The following is an 18,203-nucleotide window of genomic DNA, read 5'->3' as shown; positions in this document are numbered from 1 at the left end:
ACGAAAGTGAATCAACTCAATGACCAAGCACATCAGCGTAATTGTCGGCAGTCTGCGCCGCGGCTCGTTCGCGCGAAAGATTGCGCAGAACGTCATCCCGCTGTTCCCCGAGGGCTACCGGGCCAGCATCGTCGAGATTCGAGATCTTCCGCTCTACGACTTCGACTACGACGACCCGGAGGTCACCGACAAGCCAGTCCCCACCGAATACACCGCCTTCCGAAACACGATCAAATCCTCTGACGGCATCCTGTTTGTGACACCCGAGAACAACCGCACGATTCCGGCGTGTGTGAAGAACGCAGTCGATGTTGGTTCCAAGCCCAATAGTGATGTGGCCTGGAAGGGATTGCCGGTGGGCATCATCAGCCACTCGGTGGGCCGAATGGGTGGCTACTCGTCGCAAAAGAATCTGCGCCTAGCGCTCTCCTACTTCGATATGCCGACAGTGGGGCAGCCAGAGGTGTTCCTGTCACAATCACCGGAGCTGTTCGAAGGCGGTGACACGATCGTGCGCGAATCGACTGTGGCGTTCCTGCAGGACTACATTGATCGCTTCAGCAGCTTGGTAGCCGACCACAGCCGCAGCTAAGCCCGCTCGCTGGCCGTAACGGCAACTGCGGTCGAGTAACCGTCGACCCCATCACTAGCGGGATTGCGTGGTCCACGGCAATCAGTCGCGGTGCCGCCACCGGTTTGGCCCCGGTGCGAATTGGCGTGAGAATGGCGGGTATGAAACGAGCGACCGCGGCCCTGGGGCAAGACGTGCGCCAGGGGCTGGTCGACAGCTTCCCGGTGCTGTTTGCGTTCCTTCCGCTCGGGCTGTCGTTTGGGATGTACGCCGTTGCACTGGGGCTCGACTGGTATTGGGCGCCGATCACCGCGCTGTTTGTCTTCGCCGGTTCGCTCGAGTTTCTCGCGGTGTCGATGCTGCTCACCGGAGCGCCGCTACCGGCTGTTGCCACGACCACGTTTTTCGTGAACGCACGCCACGTCTTTTATGGTCTCTCGGTGCCGCTCGAACGCATCCGGCCGCTACCTCTGCGGCTCTACTCCATTCACGCGCTCACCGATGAGTCGTATGCGGTGCTCGGCTCAAAAAACCGCGACGAGCTCACTCCCACTCGCATGTTGACGGTGCAGATCTCCACCCACTTTTATTGGACTGCCAGCGTCATGGTTGGCGCGCTCGCGGCCACCGCGATTCCGTTTGATCTCAGCTTTATGGGTTTTGCGATGACGGCGCTGTTCGTGGTGCTGGCCCTCGAGGCACTCAAACGCAGTCGTGAGTTTGGTTTGGCTGCGGCAGCCCTGGTTGTCGCAGTGATTGTCGCGATGGTGGCCAGGGAGGGGATGCTGGTGGCCTCAATGCTCATTTATCTTGTGATTGCGCTCGCGGTGGTGCTGGTGCGGAGGCGGTCGCTTTCGTGAACCTGACGCATTCGATCGCCATTATCGCGGTGATGGCAGTGATCACTTTCGCGCTGCGCGCACTGCCGTTCGCGTTTGGTAAGTGGCTGCGCGAACAGCCCGTGGTGCGCGAGCTCAGCCTGCTGCTGCCAATCGGTGTGATGACGGTGCTGGTGGTTTATTCGCTGCGCGACACGAGTTTTGTCGGCATCGACTGGGTGGCGCCCACCGTTGGGGTTGTGGTCACCGCCGGGCTGCATCTGTGGCGCTGGAATATCCTGTTGAGCCTGATTGGTGGCATCGGAGCCTATGGTGTCACGCTGCTGATTTTGGCCGGGTGAATAGCCGGCGCAGCTGGTCGATGCGAACGGGCAGTTCGAATAACCAGTACATATAGCAATAGGCGTAGGTCAGCAGCAGCGGGAAGCCGAAAGTGAACAGGGCGATGATCAGCCAGGTAATAACTGGTGGGAGCGCGACCTCCCAGACGGCGAGTGCCCGTGCCGCAAGCAGCATCGAGACCGGATGCGCGCAGAACATCACGATCGAGTGGCGGCCAACCAGTTCGAGGAAGGGCAATCGCGGTAGCCGCGGTGCCAGCCACAGCAAAAATGCCAGCCCCGGAAGCGAAGCGAACACCCCGAGCGGATAGTCGGGGAGCACCAGGATGAATCGGGTCACGGATGCGTAGGCAATGACGATTGCGGCGGTTCCCATCACGATCGGGAACCAGACCCCCAGCTGCTGTAGGCGAGTCAGATGGGGAGCGAGGGCTACTCCGGTGAAGAAGAAAAAGCTCCAGAACAGAAAAAAGCGGATGTCCTGGTCGGTTTCGCCAATCAGTAGCAGCGTGATCGGTCCGATGAGTGCGAGCACTGCGGCGGGAATGAACCGCACCAGTGGTGCGACCAGGTACACCCCGAGCAGCACGGTCAAATACCACAGGTGCAGCGGTCCCGAACGCCAGTAGTTGATATTGAACAGATCGACCTGGTCGACCACTGTCACGGCGGTGAGCGCACCCCAGACGAGGTAGGGCCACAGGATGCGTGAAACTTTGCCCCATAGATAGGTATCGAGCGGTTTTTTTAGCGAGGGCAGCAGGAGCAACCCCGAGAGCACCATCAATAGCGGCACCCGGTACGGCTCCAGCGAGCCAAAAAGGATTTGGCGCCCCTCGAATCGGAAATCGAATCCGAACTGGCGGGGGAAATCGAACGAGTGATTGAACGCAATCAGGATGACGGCCAGTCCTCGCAGCGCATCCATCCAATACAGTCGGGTGCGGGCAGGTTTGGATTGTGCCATCGCACCTCCTGAGCACGTTCATCGACCGGGTCTGCTGCGTGAGTTTTGAAAACACACCGTATCGCAGTTACTCGTGCGCCCGGGTGGTGAGATGCGGGGTGCCGTGAACGGTATTCATCAGGGTCGTAAGATAAGGAGCATGAAGGCACTGCTTCTCGAGAACATTCACCCCGACGCGACCCGAATTCTTGAAGGCGAAGGAATCGAGGTTGAAACCCGTAAGGGCGCCCTCGACGAGGACGAGCTCATTGCCGCCCTCGACGGTGTGCAGCTGCTCGGTATTCGTTCAAAGACCCGGCTCACGCGGCGAGTGCTTGAAGCTCATCCGCAGCTGATTGCCGCAGGTGCCTTCTCGATCGGCACCAACCAGATCGACCTCGAAGCCGCTGCCGAACACTCGGTGGTGGTGTTTAACGCTCCCTACTCGAACACGCGCTCGGTGGTTGAGCTCGCCATTGGTGAGATCATCGCGATGGCCCGTCACCTCGGCGACCACAACCGCATGATGCACGACGGTGTGTGGAACAAAACCGCGAAGGGGTCGCATGAGGTTCGCGGCCGCACGCTGGGCATTGTGGGTTACGGCAATGTTGGGTCGCAGCTGTCGGTGCTCGCCGAAGCGCTGGGGATGCACGTGTACTTCTACGATGTGGTCGACCGGATGGCCATCGGTAATGCCGTGCGCTGCCGCACCCTCGAAGAGCTTTTGGAGACCGTCGAAACCGTCTCGATTCACGTGGACGGGCGCCCCGAAAACGCCAACCTTTTCGATCGCGAAACTATCGCCATGATGCGTCCGCGCTCGCTGCTCATCAACCTGTCGCGTGGTCATGTGGTCGACCACGAGGCGCTGCGCGAGGCGATCGAATCGGGCCACATTGCCGGTGCTGCGGTTGATGTGTTCCCGAACGAACCGAAGAAGATGGGCGACCCGTTTGAGTCGGTGCTGCGCGGGCTCGACAATGTGATCCTGACCCCGCATATCGGTGGTTCTACCGCCGAGGCGCAGGAGGGTATCGGTCGTTTTGTTGCCGGTAAATTCCGCGACTACCTCAGCTCGGGTTCGACTTATATGTCGGTGAATCTCCCCGAGATTCAACTGGCTCCGGTCAGCGACGGTGTGCGTTTGTTGCACCTGCACCGTAACGAACCGAATGTGCTCGCTCGCGTGAACACGCTGCTGGGTGCCGCCGGGACAAATATTGACAGTCAGCAGCTGGCCACCAGCGGCAGCATCGGTTACGCCGTTACCGAGTGCTCGAATGGTGTGCCCAGCGAAGTGATCGACCAGCTTCGCGATCTCGAGGCCACGATGCGCCTGACGGTGCTCGGTGGTGCCGACCGCCGCTAGATTCGCATCGTACCTCGGGCCGGTTTGAGGTACTGCCGACTAAGCTGGAGGCATGGCAGAAACGATGCAGCCTTCTGGCAATCTCACGCAGTACACCAGTTACACCGTTTTCCGTCGGCCGGTATCGGCGCCGGATATTGACGATCTGGCGGGCGCAACCGCCGCCGTCGAGGCTGCGGTGGCCGAGGTGACTGCGAATGGTGTTACGGTTCGTGGTCTTTACGATGTGTCGGGATTCCGGCATGACGGCGATGTGCTGCTGTGGCTGCACGGCGATGACCCCGAGGCGCTGCAGGCCGCGATTCGTCGCATCCGGATGACCGCGCTGTTCGCACAGCTCGAAACCACCTGGAACGTATTCGGTGTCCACCGTGCCGCCGAGTTCAATGAGCGACACATGCCGGCGTTCATGTACGGCAAAGAGCCGAAAAAGTGGATCAGCATCTACCCGTTCGTGCGCTCGTATGACTGGTACCTGCTCGACGAGGCCGACCGTAGCGAGATGCTGCGCGATCACGGGATGCGCGGCAGCAAGTTCAAATCGGTGCTCGCCAACACTGTGGCGGCGTTTGCGATCAGCGACTACGAGTGGATGCTCGCATTTGAATCGGATGAGTTGTACGAGATCGTCGATATGATGCGTGATCTGCGCTACACCGAGGCGCGTCGCCACGTGCGTCACGAGACGCCCTTCTATGCGGGTCGCCGTATTGCAGCGAACGAGCTCGGTGCGGTGCTTCGACACGGGGCGGGTGCCTAGTTGGCAGCCCAAAATCTCGGACGCAACAACTCGGATTCATCGCAGTCACCGCTCGGACGTAAGCCAGCACCGGCAACGGATGCGCCGCTGTGCCCGGGGGCGGTGGTTTCGGCAGCCACCGAGCCTGCTCGCGACGGTAGTGCCTGGGTGAAAACGGGAGTTGACTACGACGGCATCCTGCTCACCTCGTTCGGTGGGCCCGAGGCGCAGGAGGATGTTATTCCGTTCCTGCGCAATGTGACCGCGGGTCGCGGCATTCCGGATGAGCGGCTCGAAGAGGTCGCAGTGCACTATCGCACGCACGGCGGGGTGAGCCCCATCAACGACCAGAACCGGCAGCTGCGCGATGCGCTCGCGGCCGAGCTTGAGCGGCGCGGTCACCAGCTGCCCGTGTACTGGGGAAACCGCAACTGGCATCCCTACATTGTTGATGCGCTGAACGACGCGCACGAAGCGGGTGCGAAGCGACTGCTGGCCATCGCCACCAGCGCATACGCATCGTATTCGTCATGCCGGCAGTACCGCGAAGACTACGCCGACGCTCTCGAGGCGTTGCAGCTGAATGGCGAGGTCGAAATCGATAAGGTGCGCCAATTTTTTGACCACCCGGGTTTTGTGAAGCCTTTCGAGTTGGGCTTGCGCGAGGCGATCGACAGCATCCTGGCCGAACTTCCCGAGCTGCAACCAGACGATATTGAGGTGCTGTTTACGACCCACTCGATCCCGACAGCGGATGCGGAGCAATCGGGTCCCGACAGCCGCGACTTTGGTGCTGGTGGTGCCTACGCCGCGCAGCACCTCGAGGTATCGCGCGCTGTTGTGACAAGCGTCGAGGAGGGCCTGCGAGGCACCCCGCTGAGCTGGCAGCTGGTGTACCAATCGCGTTCGGGTCCGCCGAGCCAGCCCTGGCTCGAGCCCGACATTAACGATGTGATCGAGGGCCTGCCGGCTGCGGGGAAGCGCGCCGTGATCGTGGTGCCGATCGGCTTTGTGAGCGACCACATGGAAGTGCTTTGGGATCTCGATAATGAGGCGCGTCAGAGCGCGGCGGATGCGCAGCTGGCGTTCCGACGCACCCCGACCCCCGGCGTACATCCAGCTTTCGTGAGTGGCCTGGCCGATCTGGTTGAAGAACGGCTGGACGGTACTCCGAAGGCAGATCGTCCCGCCTGTACCGGCATTGGTCCGTGGTATGACGTGTGCCGGGCCGGCTGCTGTGAAAACACCAGGTTGGGTTTCCGTCCCGCGATCGCCGGTCTGCAGCCCTAGCGAGCGCACCTCGAATCATCCCGAGGTCATTGCACTGCTTCGGGACTGTTGGTCATCCTCTGGCGTGAAATTACCCGCTAAAAAATGACTGCAGTCTCGAGGCGTGCGAAGATAGCCGCAACATCATCAACGCGGAGGGAAGCATGTCGAATCAGTATCCGCCTGCCGGAGGGCAGGGTAACTACGACCCGAACTACCCGGGCGGTGACCAGCATGGTCAGTATGGTCAGCAGGCCGGCGGTAATGACTACGCCTCCTATTCGCAGGGCGGTGACCAGCAGGGATACGGCCAGTACGGTGGCCAGGATGCCCAGCAGGTCTATGGCGGCGAACAGGCCGGTTACGACAACTATGGTTACGACGGCGGTCAGTACGGCGACGGCTACGGCGACCAGTATGGCGGCGGTTATGGCGACCAGTACCCGCCGGCAGGTGCCGGAAACGGCTACGGTGGCGGGCAGCCCGAACCCGAGAAAAAGGGTGTCGCGCCCTGGGTGTGGATTGTTGCCGCGGTAGCCGCTGTGGCGCTCGTTGTCGGTGGTGTTTTTGGTGTTATGGCGCTGATGAACAACGGCGACAACGGGTCGAACACCGCCGAGGAGCCGGCGAGTGACACCGGTGGCGGTGGGAACGGCGGCACCGATAATGGCGGCGGTGATAATGGTGACGACACCGATAATGGCGGCGGCGATAATGGTGACGACACCGATAACGGTGACGACGATAACGGCGGCGGTGGCGACTACAGCCTGAGCTCGCGCGCCGGCGTCAGCGACATCAGCATCGAAGGCTATGGCGGTAGTGACTTCACCCCGTACGACGCGGGTAGTGACCCGCACATGATGAGCGCCATGTCGAGCGACGGCTCGTGCCTGATCATGGCGCAGGTTATGCCCGACAGCGCCAGTGGCGTCAGCACCGACCAAATGCGTGGCCAGATGGGCGCGGCCCTGAGCGCCATGGGTGACCCAAACGGTAAGGCCGACGACCTCGGCACTGCCACCTACACCGACTCGAACGGCGAGCAGGTCGAATTCCTGCTGGTGAAGTTCTCGGGTAATTTCAGTGGCATCTCCGAAGCCTATGCGGCCGTCCACACCTTCCCCGAAAGTGATCACATGATGATGTTCGCGGGTATGTGCAGCAGCGGAACGATGTCGCAGTCAGATTTCCAGAGTGCGGCCGAAAAGATTGAGTTCACACTGAAGCCGTAGGGCACAGTATTTGAAGTGGCACCGACGCCTTAGGGGCGTCGGTGCCACGCTTTTCCCGCAACCTAGCCGTGTGCATCCTGCTTACCGGCCGAGACGACTGTGGCATCGGGTGGACGATAGACTTAGCCGTAGATCGGAGGAAGTGCTCATGAGTGGGTTTAAAGAGGCAGTGAGCCGCGACCATCGAATTCGCAACCTACCCGACAAGCTCTGGCTGTCGATGCTGTTGCGAGCCCTGCCCGCGATCGTCGGTGCCCTCGTGATCGCCTTTACGCCAGATCACTCGCCGCGTTTCGGGTTTTCTGTCTTTGGCGCGGTGGCGCTGTGGTCGGGCGTGATTGTTGGGTTTGAAGCGATCGGTATCAAGGGCCACCCACTGCGGCCGCTGGTCTTCACTCGCTCGATCATCACCGCACTTACCGGCGGATTCTCACTGTTCATGGCCACCGGCGGACACGACTGGGCCACCGTGCGCGCGTTCATTCTGACCATCGCCATCTGGGGTATCGTCACCGGCATCGTCGAATTGATCGGGGTGCCGTTCACCCGCAAACAGGCAATGTATGCGGGCGAAATTGTGATTTCGGGTGCGCTGACCCTGCTGCTGGGCGTGATCGTCGCCTTTGTGCCACCAGAACTGGATGCACCCTACGGCGGCCTGGAACACATCGAAGGTTCGCTGACCGCATCCGTGCAGGCCGTGGGGCTCGTTGGTGCCTACCTCGCGGTGCTCGGTGTGCTCCTCGTGATCGAAGCCATTACCCTCTACCAGGCGCAGCGGAAAGCGGCGGCGGTAGAATCCACGCAACAGGAGGTTGCAGCGGAGTGACCAAAAACAACTCGAGTCAGGCCGATAACACAGACAAGGCGCAGCGTAAGGCGCTGATGAAACCGTTTGAGGTGCTCGCGATCTCAATTGGCATGGGCCTGTTCGTGGCCCTGCTGGTGATTTTTACCCTCAAAAATGTGGTTGCCGCCCTCGTGCTCGGTGCCGGCGTTGCGGTGCTCGCTCTCGTGGTGATCGCGCTGCTGCTGCTCGGCTACAAACCAAACCCGGATGTGCCGGTATATCTCGACCGAGATCTTTACGACTCGGGCGAACCCGGTGCGCAGCAGGCCGCACTCAAGGTCGACCCCGATGCGCTCGGCAAAAAGCTGCCGCGCGAAGAACCAGACACCGACGACTAGTCGAGTTGCCAACGAAAACCGGCCGGGTGCCAGCGTTGAGCGCTGATACCCGGCCGGTTTATTCAGTGGGATTATTCGAACGTCACTGCTAGCGCAGCCGGTCGACGAGCTCGTTCGAACGACCCGTGTAGCTTGCGGGAGTGAGCTCACGCAGCTGCTGCTTTGCCGCATCCGAAATATCGAGACCATCAACGAACGCGATTAATTCGTCACGGCCAACCGAGTGACCGCGGGTGAGCTCTTTCAGCACCGCGTACGGGTCGTCGATGCTGGAGCGGCCGGCCACCTTCTCGGCACGAATAACGGTCTGAATGGCCTCGGCCAGCACCTCCCAATTACCGTCGAGCTCCTCGGCGAGACGGTCAGAGTTCACCGCCAGTGCATCCAGGCCCTTGGCCACGTTCGAGATGGCCAGCAGTGAGTGACCAAAACCGACGCCGATATTGCGCTGCGATGACGAATCGGTGAGGTCACGCTGCATCCGCGAAGTGACGAGAGTCTGTGCGAGCGAGTCGAGCACGGCACACGACATTTCGAGGTTCGATTCGGCGTTTTCGAAGCGGATCGGATTGATTTTGTGCGGCATAGTCGACGAACCGGTCGCGCCCGGAGCCGGAATCTGTTTGAACACACCGCGCATGATGTACAGCCACACATCCGAGCAAAAATTGTGCAGGATGCGGTTGAAATGGCTGATGGCACCGTAAAGTTCAGCCTGCCAATCGTGCGACTCAATCTGTGTGGTCAGCGGGTTCCACACCAGGCCAAGGCGGCCGGTGAACTGCTCGGCCACCGACTCCCAATCGGTTTCGGGGCTCGAAACCAGATGCGCGGCAAAATTACCGGTGGCACCGGCCCACTTGCCCAGATACTCTTGCGATTCAATGCGCCGCAGCTGGCGACGCAGGCGATAGGCCACCACCGCCAGCTCTTTGCCGAGGGTGGTGGGGGTTGCCGGCTGACCGTGCGTGAGCGAAAGCATCGGCTGGGCACGCTCGGCAACGGCGAGCGCGCCGATCTGGTCGACGAGCGCGGTGGCCGCGGGCAGCCAAACCTGTTCGATCGCATCCCGGATGGTGATCGCGTAGGCGGTGTTGTTGATGTCTTCTGAAGTGCAGCCAAAGTGGGTCAGTTCGGCAATCGAGTTGAGGCCGAGTTCGTCGAGCCGCGCCCGAACGTAATATTCGACGGCCTTCACGTCGTGCTTTGTGACCGCTTCGATCTCGGCGAGCTCGTCGATTGCTCGCTGATCAAAATCGGCAACCACCTGGCGCAACGCCTGCTGCTGTTCGGCCGACAGTGGTTCGGTACCAAACATGCGCAGGTCGGTGAGCTGGATGAGCCACTCGATCTCGACCTTCACCCGGGCGCGGTTGAGGGCGGCCTCGCTGAGGTGCTCACCGATCGGTGCCACCGCGGCAAAATAGCGATTGTCGAGGGGGCTGAGGTACTGGTCTGGCAGGGGGCTCATGCGCATCCATTCATCTGTTCGTTTCGCGGCGGGCGGCGCGAACTGCGGGTTCAATCTGGGTGAGCAGATTCTTACAGGCGCGCTCGATCTGCTCGAGAACGCGGTCGAATAGCTCGTCATTCCCATAGTAGGGATCGGGCACCTCGCCCGCCGCGTTGCTGAGCGGGTCGAATTCACACAGCGGGTGAATCAGCATCCGCTGCGCCTCATTTTCTGCCCAGGCGCGCAGGATGCGGCGCTGGCCGCGGTCGAAGGTGACGATGAGGTCGTAGTTTTCGAAGGTGGCCGGGTCGAACTGTTTGGCGCGGTGGTTGGGCACCTCGTAGCCGGCGCGTGCGAGGGCCGCGCGGGTGCGGGGATCGGCCTGCTCGCCAACGTGCCATTCGCCAGTGCCAGCCGAAGTGATTTCGAGGTCACGTTCAAAACCGTGCTCGCGCGCGAGCGATCGGGTGATTGCCTCGGCCATTGGTGAGCGGCAGATATTGCCGGTGCACACAAATGTCAGCCGAAAGATCGGTGAATGGTCCACGGGCGCCATATTTCTATTGTTACCCATTCGGCGGTCGCATAGTTCGGGGTGGCTGTGGAAATCCAGTTATCCACCGAGACCACACCGGCACCAGCGTGCCCGTGCCAACGCCGCCACAATCACTGCATCCGCATTCACGGCAGGACAGGAAGGCATATGAGCAGGCAGGCCCTTATCACCGATATCAATCTCGACGAATTCGAGCTGCTGCGCAAGCAGCTGCAAGAGCTCGCGACCAAGGCTCGCGAGGTGCGTGCTGAGCTGTACAACACGCAGATTCCCCTGGTTTCGGGAGCACACATCAGCGATTGGCAATCCGTTGCGAAATACGCCTACGACCTAGCGCTCGGGGTGATCACCGCCGAGGCGACGGGTCTTGCTGAGGGATGCTCGCTGATTGCCGCCAGCTATGACGGGCTCGACTGGGTGCTCGAACTCGAAAAGGGAGTGCAGTTCCCGTGACAGTGGTGGTGTATAGCGGCGATTCATTCGCGCTGGCAAACGATCGCCTCGATGAGGCGGCCGCATCGTTCCGCAGGCTGGCAAGCGATTGTGAGAGCGCCGCCTGGTATCCGGCGCTTGCCGATCACGTGTTGGCCAAACCCACGATCTATTTGGCTTCGCTCGAGAGCGTGCTGCTGATTGAAGGTCTGAACCTGGTTAGTTCGAAAGCCGACCTGGTTGGTGATCACCTGGTACAGGCCCGGGAATGGTACGAGAGCGCCGATCAATTTGTTGTAGATGCGATGGAGAACATCACCGAGTTCGCGTACGTGGCCGGCGCCGAGCTGCTGACCTGGGTGGGGAGGGCTGGTGCCGGTGCACTGGTGATGTTTCTTGCCAATCCTGGCGGGCAGGCATTGCTCGCGGGGGTGCTTGCCGGTGGCGGTGTGCTGGTCAGCACCGGTGTTGTCGATCCAGATGAGGTGAAAGCGCAGCTTGGCAAATTGGGCGAGCTCGCCACCGATCAGCTTGGGCCGCTGCTGTCGAACCCCGTCACGGTGATGTTCTTACGGGGATTGGTGAGTTCGAGTGATGATATTGCCAACAATGCCATCTACGACACCGTGATCCCCGCGCCGATAGCAGCCGGGGCGGGATCACTGCTCACAATTCTCGGGGTAGGGCCGTTGCGCGACGCCCGCGATATTGCGGGTCGTTCAAGGCAAGCTATTCAGGGTGACCGGTCGCCAAATCTGCAGGTGAGAGCCCAAAGAACTGCTCCGCGCGCCGCGCCCAGCTCAGTGCGGCAGGTGGTGGACCACATTCCACGCTCGCAAGACGGATCAGCGCAGGTGCGCATCAGCACCTATCGAAACCAGCAGGGCAAAGAGGTGCACCTGGTGTCGGTTGCGGGCACCTCGTCGGGTGAGCTCGGCGGCGACAATGTTTTTGATAATCTCAGCAATCTCGCGGCCTATGCCGGTGATGACGATCAGTCGATTGCGGCGGTTGAGCTGGCGATGGCCGAAGCCGGCATTGAGCCGGGTGATGAGGTGGTGTTTTCGGGCTACTCGCAGGGCGCTCTGGTGGTGACTCGGCTCGCTGAAAGTGGGCAGTGGCAGGTGCAATCAGTGGTCACCGCCGGATCGCCCGCTCACGGCAACGAAATTCCTGGAGATATTCCGGTGGTGCAGCTCGAGCACAATAACGACCCGATCACCGCGCTGCAGGGCATCCCCGACCCGCCTCGAAATCAGGTGGCACTTGTGGTGCGCAACACCCACCCCGGCGGGGTCCCGCCCGGATCAAACCCGCTGGCCGGGCACATGTTTGACGAGTATCAGCTCACCGCCGACCAGTACGACCAGCTCGAGGGAGAATACAACGCCGCGCACCGCGAACGTACGCTCGCCGCGCTGCAGGGTGCCGAGGTGGTGAGTTCAACCGACTACACGATTACGCGTAAACCGTGAATTAGCGGCGGTCGTCTTTTTCGTGGTTGAACAGGCCGTTGAGCACTGCCGAAAGTAGCGACAGCAGGATGGCGCCACCCACGGCCCAGCCGAACCCATCAATGGTAAGACCGAAGCCGAGCAGACCGCTAATCCAAGCAACGATCCAGAACAGCAGACCGTTCACCACCAGGGCGAATAGCCCCAGGGTGAGGCAGTACAGCGGCAGCGAAATAACCTTCACGACGCTACCGATAACCGAGTTCACCAGACCCCACAGCACGGCGATGAGCATGTAGGTGAGTACGAGCGCCAACTGCTCATTGTCGCTCTTATAGGGCGTTACGTGAATGCCCGGCAGTAGCGAGACGAGCCACACGGCGATGGCGTTGAGGACAGTGGTGAGCAGAAAACGCATGTGGCCATTGTTGCAAGCCCAGTTGGATACAAGATGAACACGACTGGCTTGCGTAGACTCAAGCCATGTCCGATGTCGTACCCGTAAAGCTGCGTCCCGAAATTCTCGCGCAGCGCGCCTACAAGCAGGGCCAACCCGCCCCCGCCAACTCGTTCAAACTTTCATCCAATGAACTGCCCTTTGCGCCGCTCGACAGCGTTGTCGCCGCAGCAACGGGTGCCACCGAGTTCAACCGGTATCCCGACGCGGCAGCAACCAAGCTGCGTCAAGCGCTGGCCGAGCACTACGGACTCACCGCTGACCAGGTGCTGGTCGGCGCCGGTTCGGTATCGCTTCTCTACCAGGCCGTGCTCGCCGCAGCGGGCGCTGGCGATGAGGTGATGTATCCCTGGCGCTCATTCGAGGCCTACCCGGGCATGGTGACCGTTGCCGGCGCATCCTCGGTGCAGGTGCCGCTCGACCGCGACAGCCGCGTCGACCTCGACGCCATGCTCGATGCCATCACCGACCGCACCCGGCTCATCATCGTGTGCTCACCCAATAACCCCACCGGAACCTACACGCGGCAGGAACAATTTGAGCGTTTTCTCGAGCGGGTGCCGAGTGACCTGCTGGTAATCGCCGATGAGGCCTATATCGAGTTCGTCACCGACACCGAGGCGCTCAACGCCACGCGCCTGCTCGCCGACTACCCGAACCTGGTGATTGCGCGCACACTCTCAAAAGCCTATGGACTCGCCGGGCTGCGAGTGGGCTACCTGCTCGGTAACCCGCGCGTGCTCAACGCATTCAACACCACGGCAATTCCGTTCCTGGTTTCGGCGCAGGCGCAGGCCGCGGCGCTCGCGGTGATGCAAGAAGCCGATTCGGTGCGCGCCCGCGTTAACGAGATCACGATGCGACGCGACGAGGTGCGGCGAGCGCTGATCGACCAGGGCTGGCCAATTCCCGAATCACAGGCCAACTTTGTGTGGCTGCCGTGTGGTGAGCTCGCCGAGCGGGTCGATGAGATCCTGCGTCAGGGCGGCATTGTCGCGCGCACCTTCCCCGGCGACGGCATTCGAGTTTCGATCGGTGAAGAGGCGTCGACATCGCCACTGCTGGCGGCCTGTGCCCGCGCTCTCGAACGCTACCCCTACCTGCGTCGCGAAGAAGCCGAGGCCGAATAACGCCGTAGCCCGCGCCCATCTTGTAGGTTCCGTGAATAAATCACGCTGCTTACTTGTGGTTCGGCGCTAGCATTTGTGTGTCACGCGTTCATAGACTTTCCCGTGACGAGTGGCCAGGAGGGTGAATCTATTGCAGCCAGTTGAATTCGATGCGACACAGACCGTGCGCATCCTTTCGCCCGATGGGAAGCTGGAGCCGAGCGCCGCTGCCGAGCCCTATGCGGAACGCTTGAGTGCGGTAGACGATGCCTTTTGGTTCACCGCGCTGCGACACATGAAGTTCGCGCGGGCTTTCGACCGCGAGGCCACGAACCTGCAGCGGCAGAGCCAGCTCGCACTTTTTGTGCCCTGCGAGGGGCAGGAGGCCGCGCAGGTGGGTTCGGCGCTGGCAACACGGCCACAGGATGCGATTTTCCCGTCGTATCGCGAACATGCGGTTGCGCACGTGCGTGGTCTCGATCTTTTTCACGTGCTGCGACTGCTGCGCGGCGTCACCAACGGGGGCTGGGATCCAGCCGAGCAAAACAACTTCCGCAACTATGTGCTGGTGATCGCCTCGCAGGCGCTGCACGCAACCGGCTACGCGATGGGGCAACGCTTCGACGGCGCCTGCGGCACCGGCGACCCCGAGCGCGATGAGGCAACCATCGTCTACTTCGGCGACGGCGCCACCAGCCAGGGTGACCTCAATGAGGCGCTCGTGTTTGCGAGCAGCCAGCAGACCCCGCAGGTGTTTTTCCTGCAAAACAACCAGTGGGCAATTTCGGTGCCGGTGCGAGTGCAATCACGCACCCCGCTGTATCGCCGTGCCGATGGGTTCGGGATGCCCGGGGTGCAGGTTGACGGTAATGATGTGATGGCCAGCTGGGCTGTCACCCAGCACCACCTCGACCGCGCCCGCGCCGGTGAGGGGCCAGCGTTCATCGAAGCGTTCACCTACCGCATGGGCGCCCACACCACCAGCGACGACCCCACTAAATACCGCAGCGGCGATGAAGAATCGCACTGGCGCGCGCTCGACCCAATCGACCGCCTCGAACGGTATTTGCGCGCGGCCGGTGTGGCCGCCACCGAGATCACCGAGGTTGACGAAGCCGCCAGCGATTTTGCGAGCGATATTCGCCGCCGCATCCTCGAACTTCCCGATCCCGATCCCATCGAAATGTTTGCCCACGCCTACGCCGAACCGCACTCGGCGATTGAACAGCAACGCCTCGACTACCTCGATTTCGAAGCCTCGCTGAGCGAGGAGTATTCCGAATGACGACCGTTGAGACCCTGCCCATGGCACGCGCCCTCAACCGTGCGCTGCGCGACGCGATGAGTGCCGACGAGCGCGTCATGCTGATGGGCGAAGACATCGGCAAACTCGGCGGCGTGTTCCGCGTCACCGAAAACCTGCAGCGCGACTTTGGTGAGAACCGCGTGCTCGACACTCCGCTTGCCGAATCGGGAATTATCGGCACGGCGATCGGCCTGGCGATGCGCGGCTACCGACCAGTGTGTGAGATCCAGTTCGATGGTTTCGTCTACCCCGGTTTTGACCAGATCACCTCGCAGCTGGCGAAATTCCATGCCCGCACCGAGGGCGCGGTGAAATTTCCCGTGGTGATTCGGCTGCCCTATGGCGGCCACATCGGCGCGGTCGAGCACCACCAAGAAAGCCCCGAAGCCTACTTTGCGCACACCGGCGGCCTGCGCGTGATTGCCCCGTCAAACCCCAACGACGGCTATTGGCTGCTGCGCCAGGCAATTGAGTGTGATGACCCGGTGGTGTTCCTCGAACCCAAGGGCCGATACTGGCACAAGGGCGAGGTCGACTTCGCTGCCCCCGCCGGCGACATGGAGGCGACGCGGGTGGCAAAAAATGGCAGCGCCATCACCCTGATCGGCTGGGGCGCACAGACCGCCATGAACCTCGAGGCCGCACAGCTCGCAGCCGAAGAGGGCGTCGACATTGAGGTGCTCGATATTCGCGGGCTCTCGGCGGTGGATTGGGAACCGATTTTTGAGTCGGTGCGCCGCACCGGCCGCGCCGTAATCGCGCAGGAGGCCCCCGGCCACGTGTCGTTCGCCAGCGAGGTGGCGGCCACCATCACCGAACACTGCTTTTACACGCTCGAAGCGCCGGTGCTGCGAGTGAACGCCTACGATGTGCCGTTCCCGCCGGCCCGCCTGGGTGACGCCTATCTGCCCGACCCCGACCGCATCCTCGATGCCGTCGACCGAGCGCTCGAATACTAAACCGGAGGATCCCAGGATGAGTCAGCTGTACGAACTGCCGGATGTCGGTGAGGGACTCACCGAGGCCACGATCGTGTCGTGGCGGGTGGCCGCGGGCGACACGGTTGCGGTGAATGACGTGCTCGTTGAGATTGAAACCGCCAAGTCGCTCGTTGAACTGCCAAGCCCGTTTGCCGGAGTGATTGGTGATCTGCTGGTGGCCGAAGGCGACCTGGTTGAGGTTGGCACCGCCATTTTGCGGATGCGTGAAGAACCCGGCCAGGCAGCGAAAGGCGACGGCGAGGGCGCCAATCTTGTGGGCTATGGCAGCGGCGGCGGTTCGCGCTCGCGGCGTGGCCGTCGCCGCGGTAGCGCCGCCGAGCGTCGCGCAGCCGCACCGAAAGCACCCGCTGCCGCACCAGAACCGTCGGCACCGGCAGCTGCCCGGGTGCCGGCCGCATCCGCCTACCCGGTGATCGCCAAACCGCCGATTCGGAAGCTGGCACGCGATCTGGATGTGGATCTCGAGCGAGTGCAACCAACCGGTGCCGCGGGTGAGGTGACCCGTGAAGATGTGATTCGGCACGCCGAGCAGGCGCGCATGTTCGCGAATATTGAGACTCCCGAGTGGAGCGATGTTCGTGAGGAGCGCCACCCGGTTGAGGGCGTGCGCAAGATGATCGCGCAAAACATGGTGAAGTCGATGTTCACCGCCCCGCATGTGACGCTTTTTGTGGACGTTGACGCCACGCGCACGATGGAGTTCGTCAAGCGGTTGAAAGCCTCACCCGACTATGCGGATGTGAAGGTTTCGCCGCTGCTGATCGTTGCGAGGGCCGTGATGTGGGCGATTCGCCGCAACCCCACCACGAACGCGACCTGGACCGACAGCGAATACACCATTAAGCACTATGTGAACCTCGGGATTGCGGCGGCGACCCCGCGCGGGTTGATCGTGCCGAATATTAAAGAGGCGCAGTCGATGTCGATGCGTGAGCTGGCGCAGTCGCTGCAGGAGCTCACCATGACGGCTCGTGAGGGGAAGACCACACCGGCCGACCAGCAGGGCGGCACGTTCACGATCACCAACATTGGGGTGTTTGGGATGGATTCGGGCACCCCGATTCTTAACCCCGGTGAGGTGGGCATCCTGGCATTCGGTACCGTGCGGCCCAAGCCCTGGGTGGTGGATGATGAGGTGCGGGTGCGGCAGGTGACGACGCTGACCGCATCCTTCGATCACCGGCTTGTTGACGGCGATGTGGCCTCACGCTTTTTGGCGGATGTGGCGAAGATCGTTGAAGAGCCGGCGCTGCTGCTCGATTAGCTGCGTTATGGCAGTGCGATGACGGCGCGGATCGCGTCGGCGAGGATGCGCAGGTCGTTATTGTCGATGCGCTGCGAGTTGGCGGATGGCGAGATGCCGGCGGCTTCGGCGGCCGACTGGTTGTCGTGGCCGTCGATGAGTGCGAGCAGTGATTGCGCGGCTCCGGTCCGCAGTCGCCCGAGCGCAGAGTCGATGAGCTGCAGCGCGGGGGTGATGAGCGGGGACTCGGGTTCATCTGCGTCGGCATTAACCAGTGCGGTGCGCACGGCTCGGTAGCCGCGGGTTTGGGCAATGGATGCGACCTGGCCGATGGCATCGCGGGCGGCGTACCAGGCTGAGCCGTCTTGGATGCCGTGCTCGGTGTCAATTTCGACCACCTCGCCACGGCCCAATCCGATGCGCAGGTCGACGGTTCCGGCCAGTTCGAGCCGGAGTCGGTAGCTCGCCTCGAGTGCTTGGCCGAGGGTGGGGTAGACGCCCTGAAGCTCATCGCCCACGGTGACGCGGAGCGCATCGAGGCTCGGTACCTGCTGATTGATGTGCGGGAGGGTGTTAAGAATTGCGGTGTGGCTTTGGGCTCGATTGCTATCCCGCGAGCCGACCTGGTCGGCGAGCAGCGCCACGCACGGGGTTGGATGCGATAGGTCGACCGGGTTCTTGACCTTCATTTG

At 61.9% G+C, this 18,203-nt stretch carries 20 protein-coding genes; 15 read left to right on the top strand and 5 right to left on the bottom strand.

Annotated features, from left to right (window positions below; all coding sequences use genetic code 11):
* Window positions 1-19 precede the first annotated feature (19 nt).
* The 3 genes from PV375_RS07485 (at window position 20) to PV375_RS07475 (ending at window position 1,751) form a co-directional block, all read left to right on the top strand.
* Window positions 20-592, top strand: coding sequence for an NADPH-dependent FMN reductase (locus PV375_RS07485; RefSeq protein WP_201521035.1), 573 nt, complete (start codon window positions 20-22; stop codon window positions 590-592).
* Between the two features lie 140 nt (window positions 593-732).
* Complete coding sequence (locus PV375_RS07480; RefSeq protein WP_332106780.1) at window positions 733-1,431, top strand: AzlC family ABC transporter permease; 699 nt, start codon at window positions 733-735, stop codon at window positions 1,429-1,431.
* On the top strand, window positions 1,428-1,751 hold the full coding sequence (locus PV375_RS07475) for a branched-chain amino acid transporter permease (protein WP_332106779.1): 324 nt from the start codon (window positions 1,428-1,430) through the stop codon (window positions 1,749-1,751). The genes PV375_RS07480 and PV375_RS07475 overlap by 4 nt, the downstream gene beginning before the upstream one ends.
* Here PV375_RS07475 and PV375_RS07470 read toward each other — a convergent pair.
* Window positions 1,726-2,718, bottom strand: coding sequence for an acyltransferase family protein (locus PV375_RS07470; protein WP_332106778.1), 993 nt, complete (start codon window positions 2,716-2,718; stop codon window positions 1,726-1,728). The genes PV375_RS07475 and PV375_RS07470 overlap by 26 nt on opposite strands.
* A 139-nt stretch (window positions 2,719-2,857) precedes the next feature.
* On the opposite strand from PV375_RS07470, the gene serA reads away from it, so the two are divergent.
* From serA to PV375_RS07440, 6 genes are all read left to right on the top strand, one after another.
* Window positions 2,858-4,069 (top strand): phosphoglycerate dehydrogenase, encoded by a 1,212-nt coding sequence (gene serA, locus PV375_RS07465; RefSeq protein ID WP_332106777.1) that lies wholly within the window; start codon window positions 2,858-2,860, stop codon window positions 4,067-4,069.
* A gap of 52 nt (window positions 4,070-4,121) precedes the next feature.
* Window positions 4,122-4,829, top strand: a complete 708-nt coding sequence (gene hemQ / locus PV375_RS07460) for a hydrogen peroxide-dependent heme synthase (protein WP_332106776.1) — start codon at window positions 4,122-4,124, stop codon at window positions 4,827-4,829.
* Window positions 4,830-6,098, top strand: a complete 1,269-nt coding sequence (locus PV375_RS07455) for a ferrochelatase (RefSeq protein WP_442903940.1) — start codon at window positions 4,830-4,832, stop codon at window positions 6,096-6,098.
* 143 nt (window positions 6,099-6,241) lie between these two features.
* Entirely contained in the window at window positions 6,242-7,312 is a 1,071-nt protein-coding gene (locus tag PV375_RS07450) for a hypothetical protein (protein ID WP_332106775.1), read from the top strand.
* Between the two features lie 148 nt (window positions 7,313-7,460).
* A complete protein-coding gene (locus PV375_RS07445; RefSeq protein WP_201518074.1) occupies window positions 7,461-8,141 on the top strand; it encodes an HdeD family acid-resistance protein in 681 nt (226 codons plus the stop codon).
* The gene (locus tag PV375_RS07440) at window positions 8,138-8,500 is read left to right on the top strand and encodes a hypothetical protein (RefSeq protein WP_201521043.1); all 363 of its coding nucleotides are present in this window, start codon (window positions 8,138-8,140) and stop codon (window positions 8,498-8,500) included. The genes PV375_RS07445 and PV375_RS07440 overlap by 4 nt, the downstream gene beginning before the upstream one ends.
* 88 nt (window positions 8,501-8,588) lie before the next feature.
* On the opposite strand, the gene purB is transcribed toward PV375_RS07440, so the two are convergent.
* Complete coding sequence (gene purB, locus PV375_RS07435; protein ID WP_332106774.1) at window positions 8,589-9,971, bottom strand: adenylosuccinate lyase; 1,383 nt, start codon at window positions 9,969-9,971, stop codon at window positions 8,589-8,591.
* Between the two features lie 10 nt (window positions 9,972-9,981).
* Window positions 9,982-10,509: a low molecular weight protein-tyrosine-phosphatase gene (locus tag PV375_RS07430; protein WP_332106773.1), complete on the bottom strand. Its 528-nt coding sequence runs from the start codon at window positions 10,507-10,509 to the stop codon at window positions 9,982-9,984.
* 147 nt (window positions 10,510-10,656) lie between these two features.
* On the opposite strand from PV375_RS07430, the gene PV375_RS07425 reads away from it, so the two are divergent.
* Window positions 10,657-10,962 carry a hypothetical protein gene (locus PV375_RS07425; RefSeq protein WP_201613732.1) on the top strand — a complete coding sequence of 102 codons (306 nt, stop codon included), beginning with the start codon at window positions 10,657-10,659 and terminating at the stop codon, window positions 10,960-10,962.
* Window positions 10,959-12,416: a hypothetical protein gene (locus PV375_RS07420; RefSeq protein ID WP_332106772.1), complete on the top strand. Its 1,458-nt coding sequence runs from the start codon at window positions 10,959-10,961 to the stop codon at window positions 12,414-12,416. Before PV375_RS07425 ends, PV375_RS07420 begins: the two co-directional genes overlap by 4 nt.
* 1 nt (window position 12,417) lies before the next feature.
* Here the strand turns inward: PV375_RS07420 and PV375_RS07415 are convergent, their stop codons facing one another.
* Window positions 12,418-12,813 carry a phage holin family protein gene (locus PV375_RS07415; RefSeq protein ID WP_332106771.1) on the bottom strand — a complete coding sequence of 132 codons (396 nt, stop codon included), beginning with the start codon at window positions 12,811-12,813 and terminating at the stop codon, window positions 12,418-12,420.
* A gap of 65 nt (window positions 12,814-12,878) precedes the next feature.
* Here PV375_RS07415 and PV375_RS07410 point away from each other — a divergent pair, with 65 nt between their 5' ends.
* From PV375_RS07410 to PV375_RS07395, 4 genes are all read left to right on the top strand, one after another.
* Complete coding sequence (locus tag PV375_RS07410) at window positions 12,879-13,982, top strand: histidinol-phosphate transaminase (protein WP_332106770.1); 1,104 nt, start codon at window positions 12,879-12,881, stop codon at window positions 13,980-13,982.
* 130 nt (window positions 13,983-14,112) lie between these two features.
* Complete coding sequence (locus PV375_RS07405; RefSeq protein WP_230972841.1) at window positions 14,113-15,246, top strand: thiamine pyrophosphate-dependent dehydrogenase E1 component subunit alpha; 1,134 nt, start codon at window positions 14,113-14,115, stop codon at window positions 15,244-15,246.
* The gene (locus tag PV375_RS07400) at window positions 15,243-16,226 is read left to right on the top strand and encodes an alpha-ketoacid dehydrogenase subunit beta (protein ID WP_332106769.1); all 984 of its coding nucleotides are present in this window, start codon (window positions 15,243-15,245) and stop codon (window positions 16,224-16,226) included. Before PV375_RS07405 ends, PV375_RS07400 begins: the two co-directional genes overlap by 4 nt.
* 16 nt (window positions 16,227-16,242) lie before the next feature.
* Window positions 16,243-17,532 carry a dihydrolipoamide acetyltransferase family protein gene (locus PV375_RS07395; protein ID WP_332106768.1) on the top strand — a complete coding sequence of 430 codons (1,290 nt, stop codon included), beginning with the start codon at window positions 16,243-16,245 and terminating at the stop codon, window positions 17,530-17,532.
* 5 nt (window positions 17,533-17,537) lie between these two features.
* Here the strand turns inward: PV375_RS07395 and PV375_RS07390 are convergent, their stop codons facing one another.
* Window positions 17,538-18,200 carry a SatD family protein gene (locus PV375_RS07390; protein WP_332106767.1) on the bottom strand — a complete coding sequence of 221 codons (663 nt, stop codon included), beginning with the start codon at window positions 18,198-18,200 and terminating at the stop codon, window positions 17,538-17,540.
* Window positions 18,201-18,203: the final 3 nt, after the last annotated feature.

Origin of the sequence: Gulosibacter sp. GYB002 (assembly GCF_036577665.1) — a bacterium.
In the GTDB taxonomy this organism is placed as follows: Bacteria; Actinomycetota; Actinomycetes; order Actinomycetales; family Microbacteriaceae; genus Gulosibacter; species Gulosibacter hominis.
Note: the sequence above shows the minus strand (reverse complement) of the source record. Positions and strands in the feature narration are given on the sequence as shown.

What these genes read in the sequence shown, in the direction of transcription:
- PV375_RS07485 (WP_201521035.1), top strand. Translation starts at nt 20, where the DNA reads ATGACCAAGCACATCAGCGTAATTGTCGGCAGTCTGCGCCGCGGCTCG.
- PV375_RS07480 (WP_332106780.1), top strand. Translation starts at nt 733, where the DNA reads ATGAAACGAGCGACCGCGGCCCTGGGGCAAGACGTGCGCCAGGGGCTG.
- PV375_RS07470 (WP_332106778.1), bottom strand. Translation starts at nt 2,718, where the DNA reads ATGGCACAATCCAAACCTGCCCGCACCCGACTGTATTGGATGGATGCG.
- serA (WP_332106777.1), top strand. Translation starts at nt 2,858, where the DNA reads ATGAAGGCACTGCTTCTCGAGAACATTCACCCCGACGCGACCCGAATT.
- hemQ (WP_332106776.1), top strand. Translation starts at nt 4,122, where the DNA reads ATGGCAGAAACGATGCAGCCTTCTGGCAATCTCACGCAGTACACCAGT.
- PV375_RS07450 (WP_332106775.1), top strand. Translation starts at nt 6,242, where the DNA reads ATGTCGAATCAGTATCCGCCTGCCGGAGGGCAGGGTAACTACGACCCG.
- PV375_RS07445 (WP_201518074.1), top strand. Translation starts at nt 7,461, where the DNA reads ATGAGTGGGTTTAAAGAGGCAGTGAGCCGCGACCATCGAATTCGCAAC.
- purB (WP_332106774.1), bottom strand. Translation starts at nt 9,971, where the DNA reads ATGAGCCCCCTGCCAGACCAGTACCTCAGCCCCCTCGACAATCGCTAT.
- PV375_RS07430 (WP_332106773.1), bottom strand. Translation starts at nt 10,509, where the DNA reads ATGGCGCCCGTGGACCATTCACCGATCTTTCGGCTGACATTTGTGTGC.
- PV375_RS07425 (WP_201613732.1), top strand. Translation starts at nt 10,657, where the DNA reads ATGAGCAGGCAGGCCCTTATCACCGATATCAATCTCGACGAATTCGAG.
- PV375_RS07415 (WP_332106771.1), bottom strand. Translation starts at nt 12,813, where the DNA reads ATGCGTTTTCTGCTCACCACTGTCCTCAACGCCATCGCCGTGTGGCTC.
- PV375_RS07410 (WP_332106770.1), top strand. Translation starts at nt 12,879, where the DNA reads ATGTCCGATGTCGTACCCGTAAAGCTGCGTCCCGAAATTCTCGCGCAG.
- PV375_RS07400 (WP_332106769.1), top strand. Translation starts at nt 15,243, where the DNA reads ATGACGACCGTTGAGACCCTGCCCATGGCACGCGCCCTCAACCGTGCG.
- PV375_RS07395 (WP_332106768.1), top strand. Translation starts at nt 16,243, where the DNA reads ATGAGTCAGCTGTACGAACTGCCGGATGTCGGTGAGGGACTCACCGAG.
- PV375_RS07390 (WP_332106767.1), bottom strand. Translation starts at nt 18,200, where the DNA reads ATGAAGGTCAAGAACCCGGTCGACCTATCGCATCCAACCCCGTGCGTG.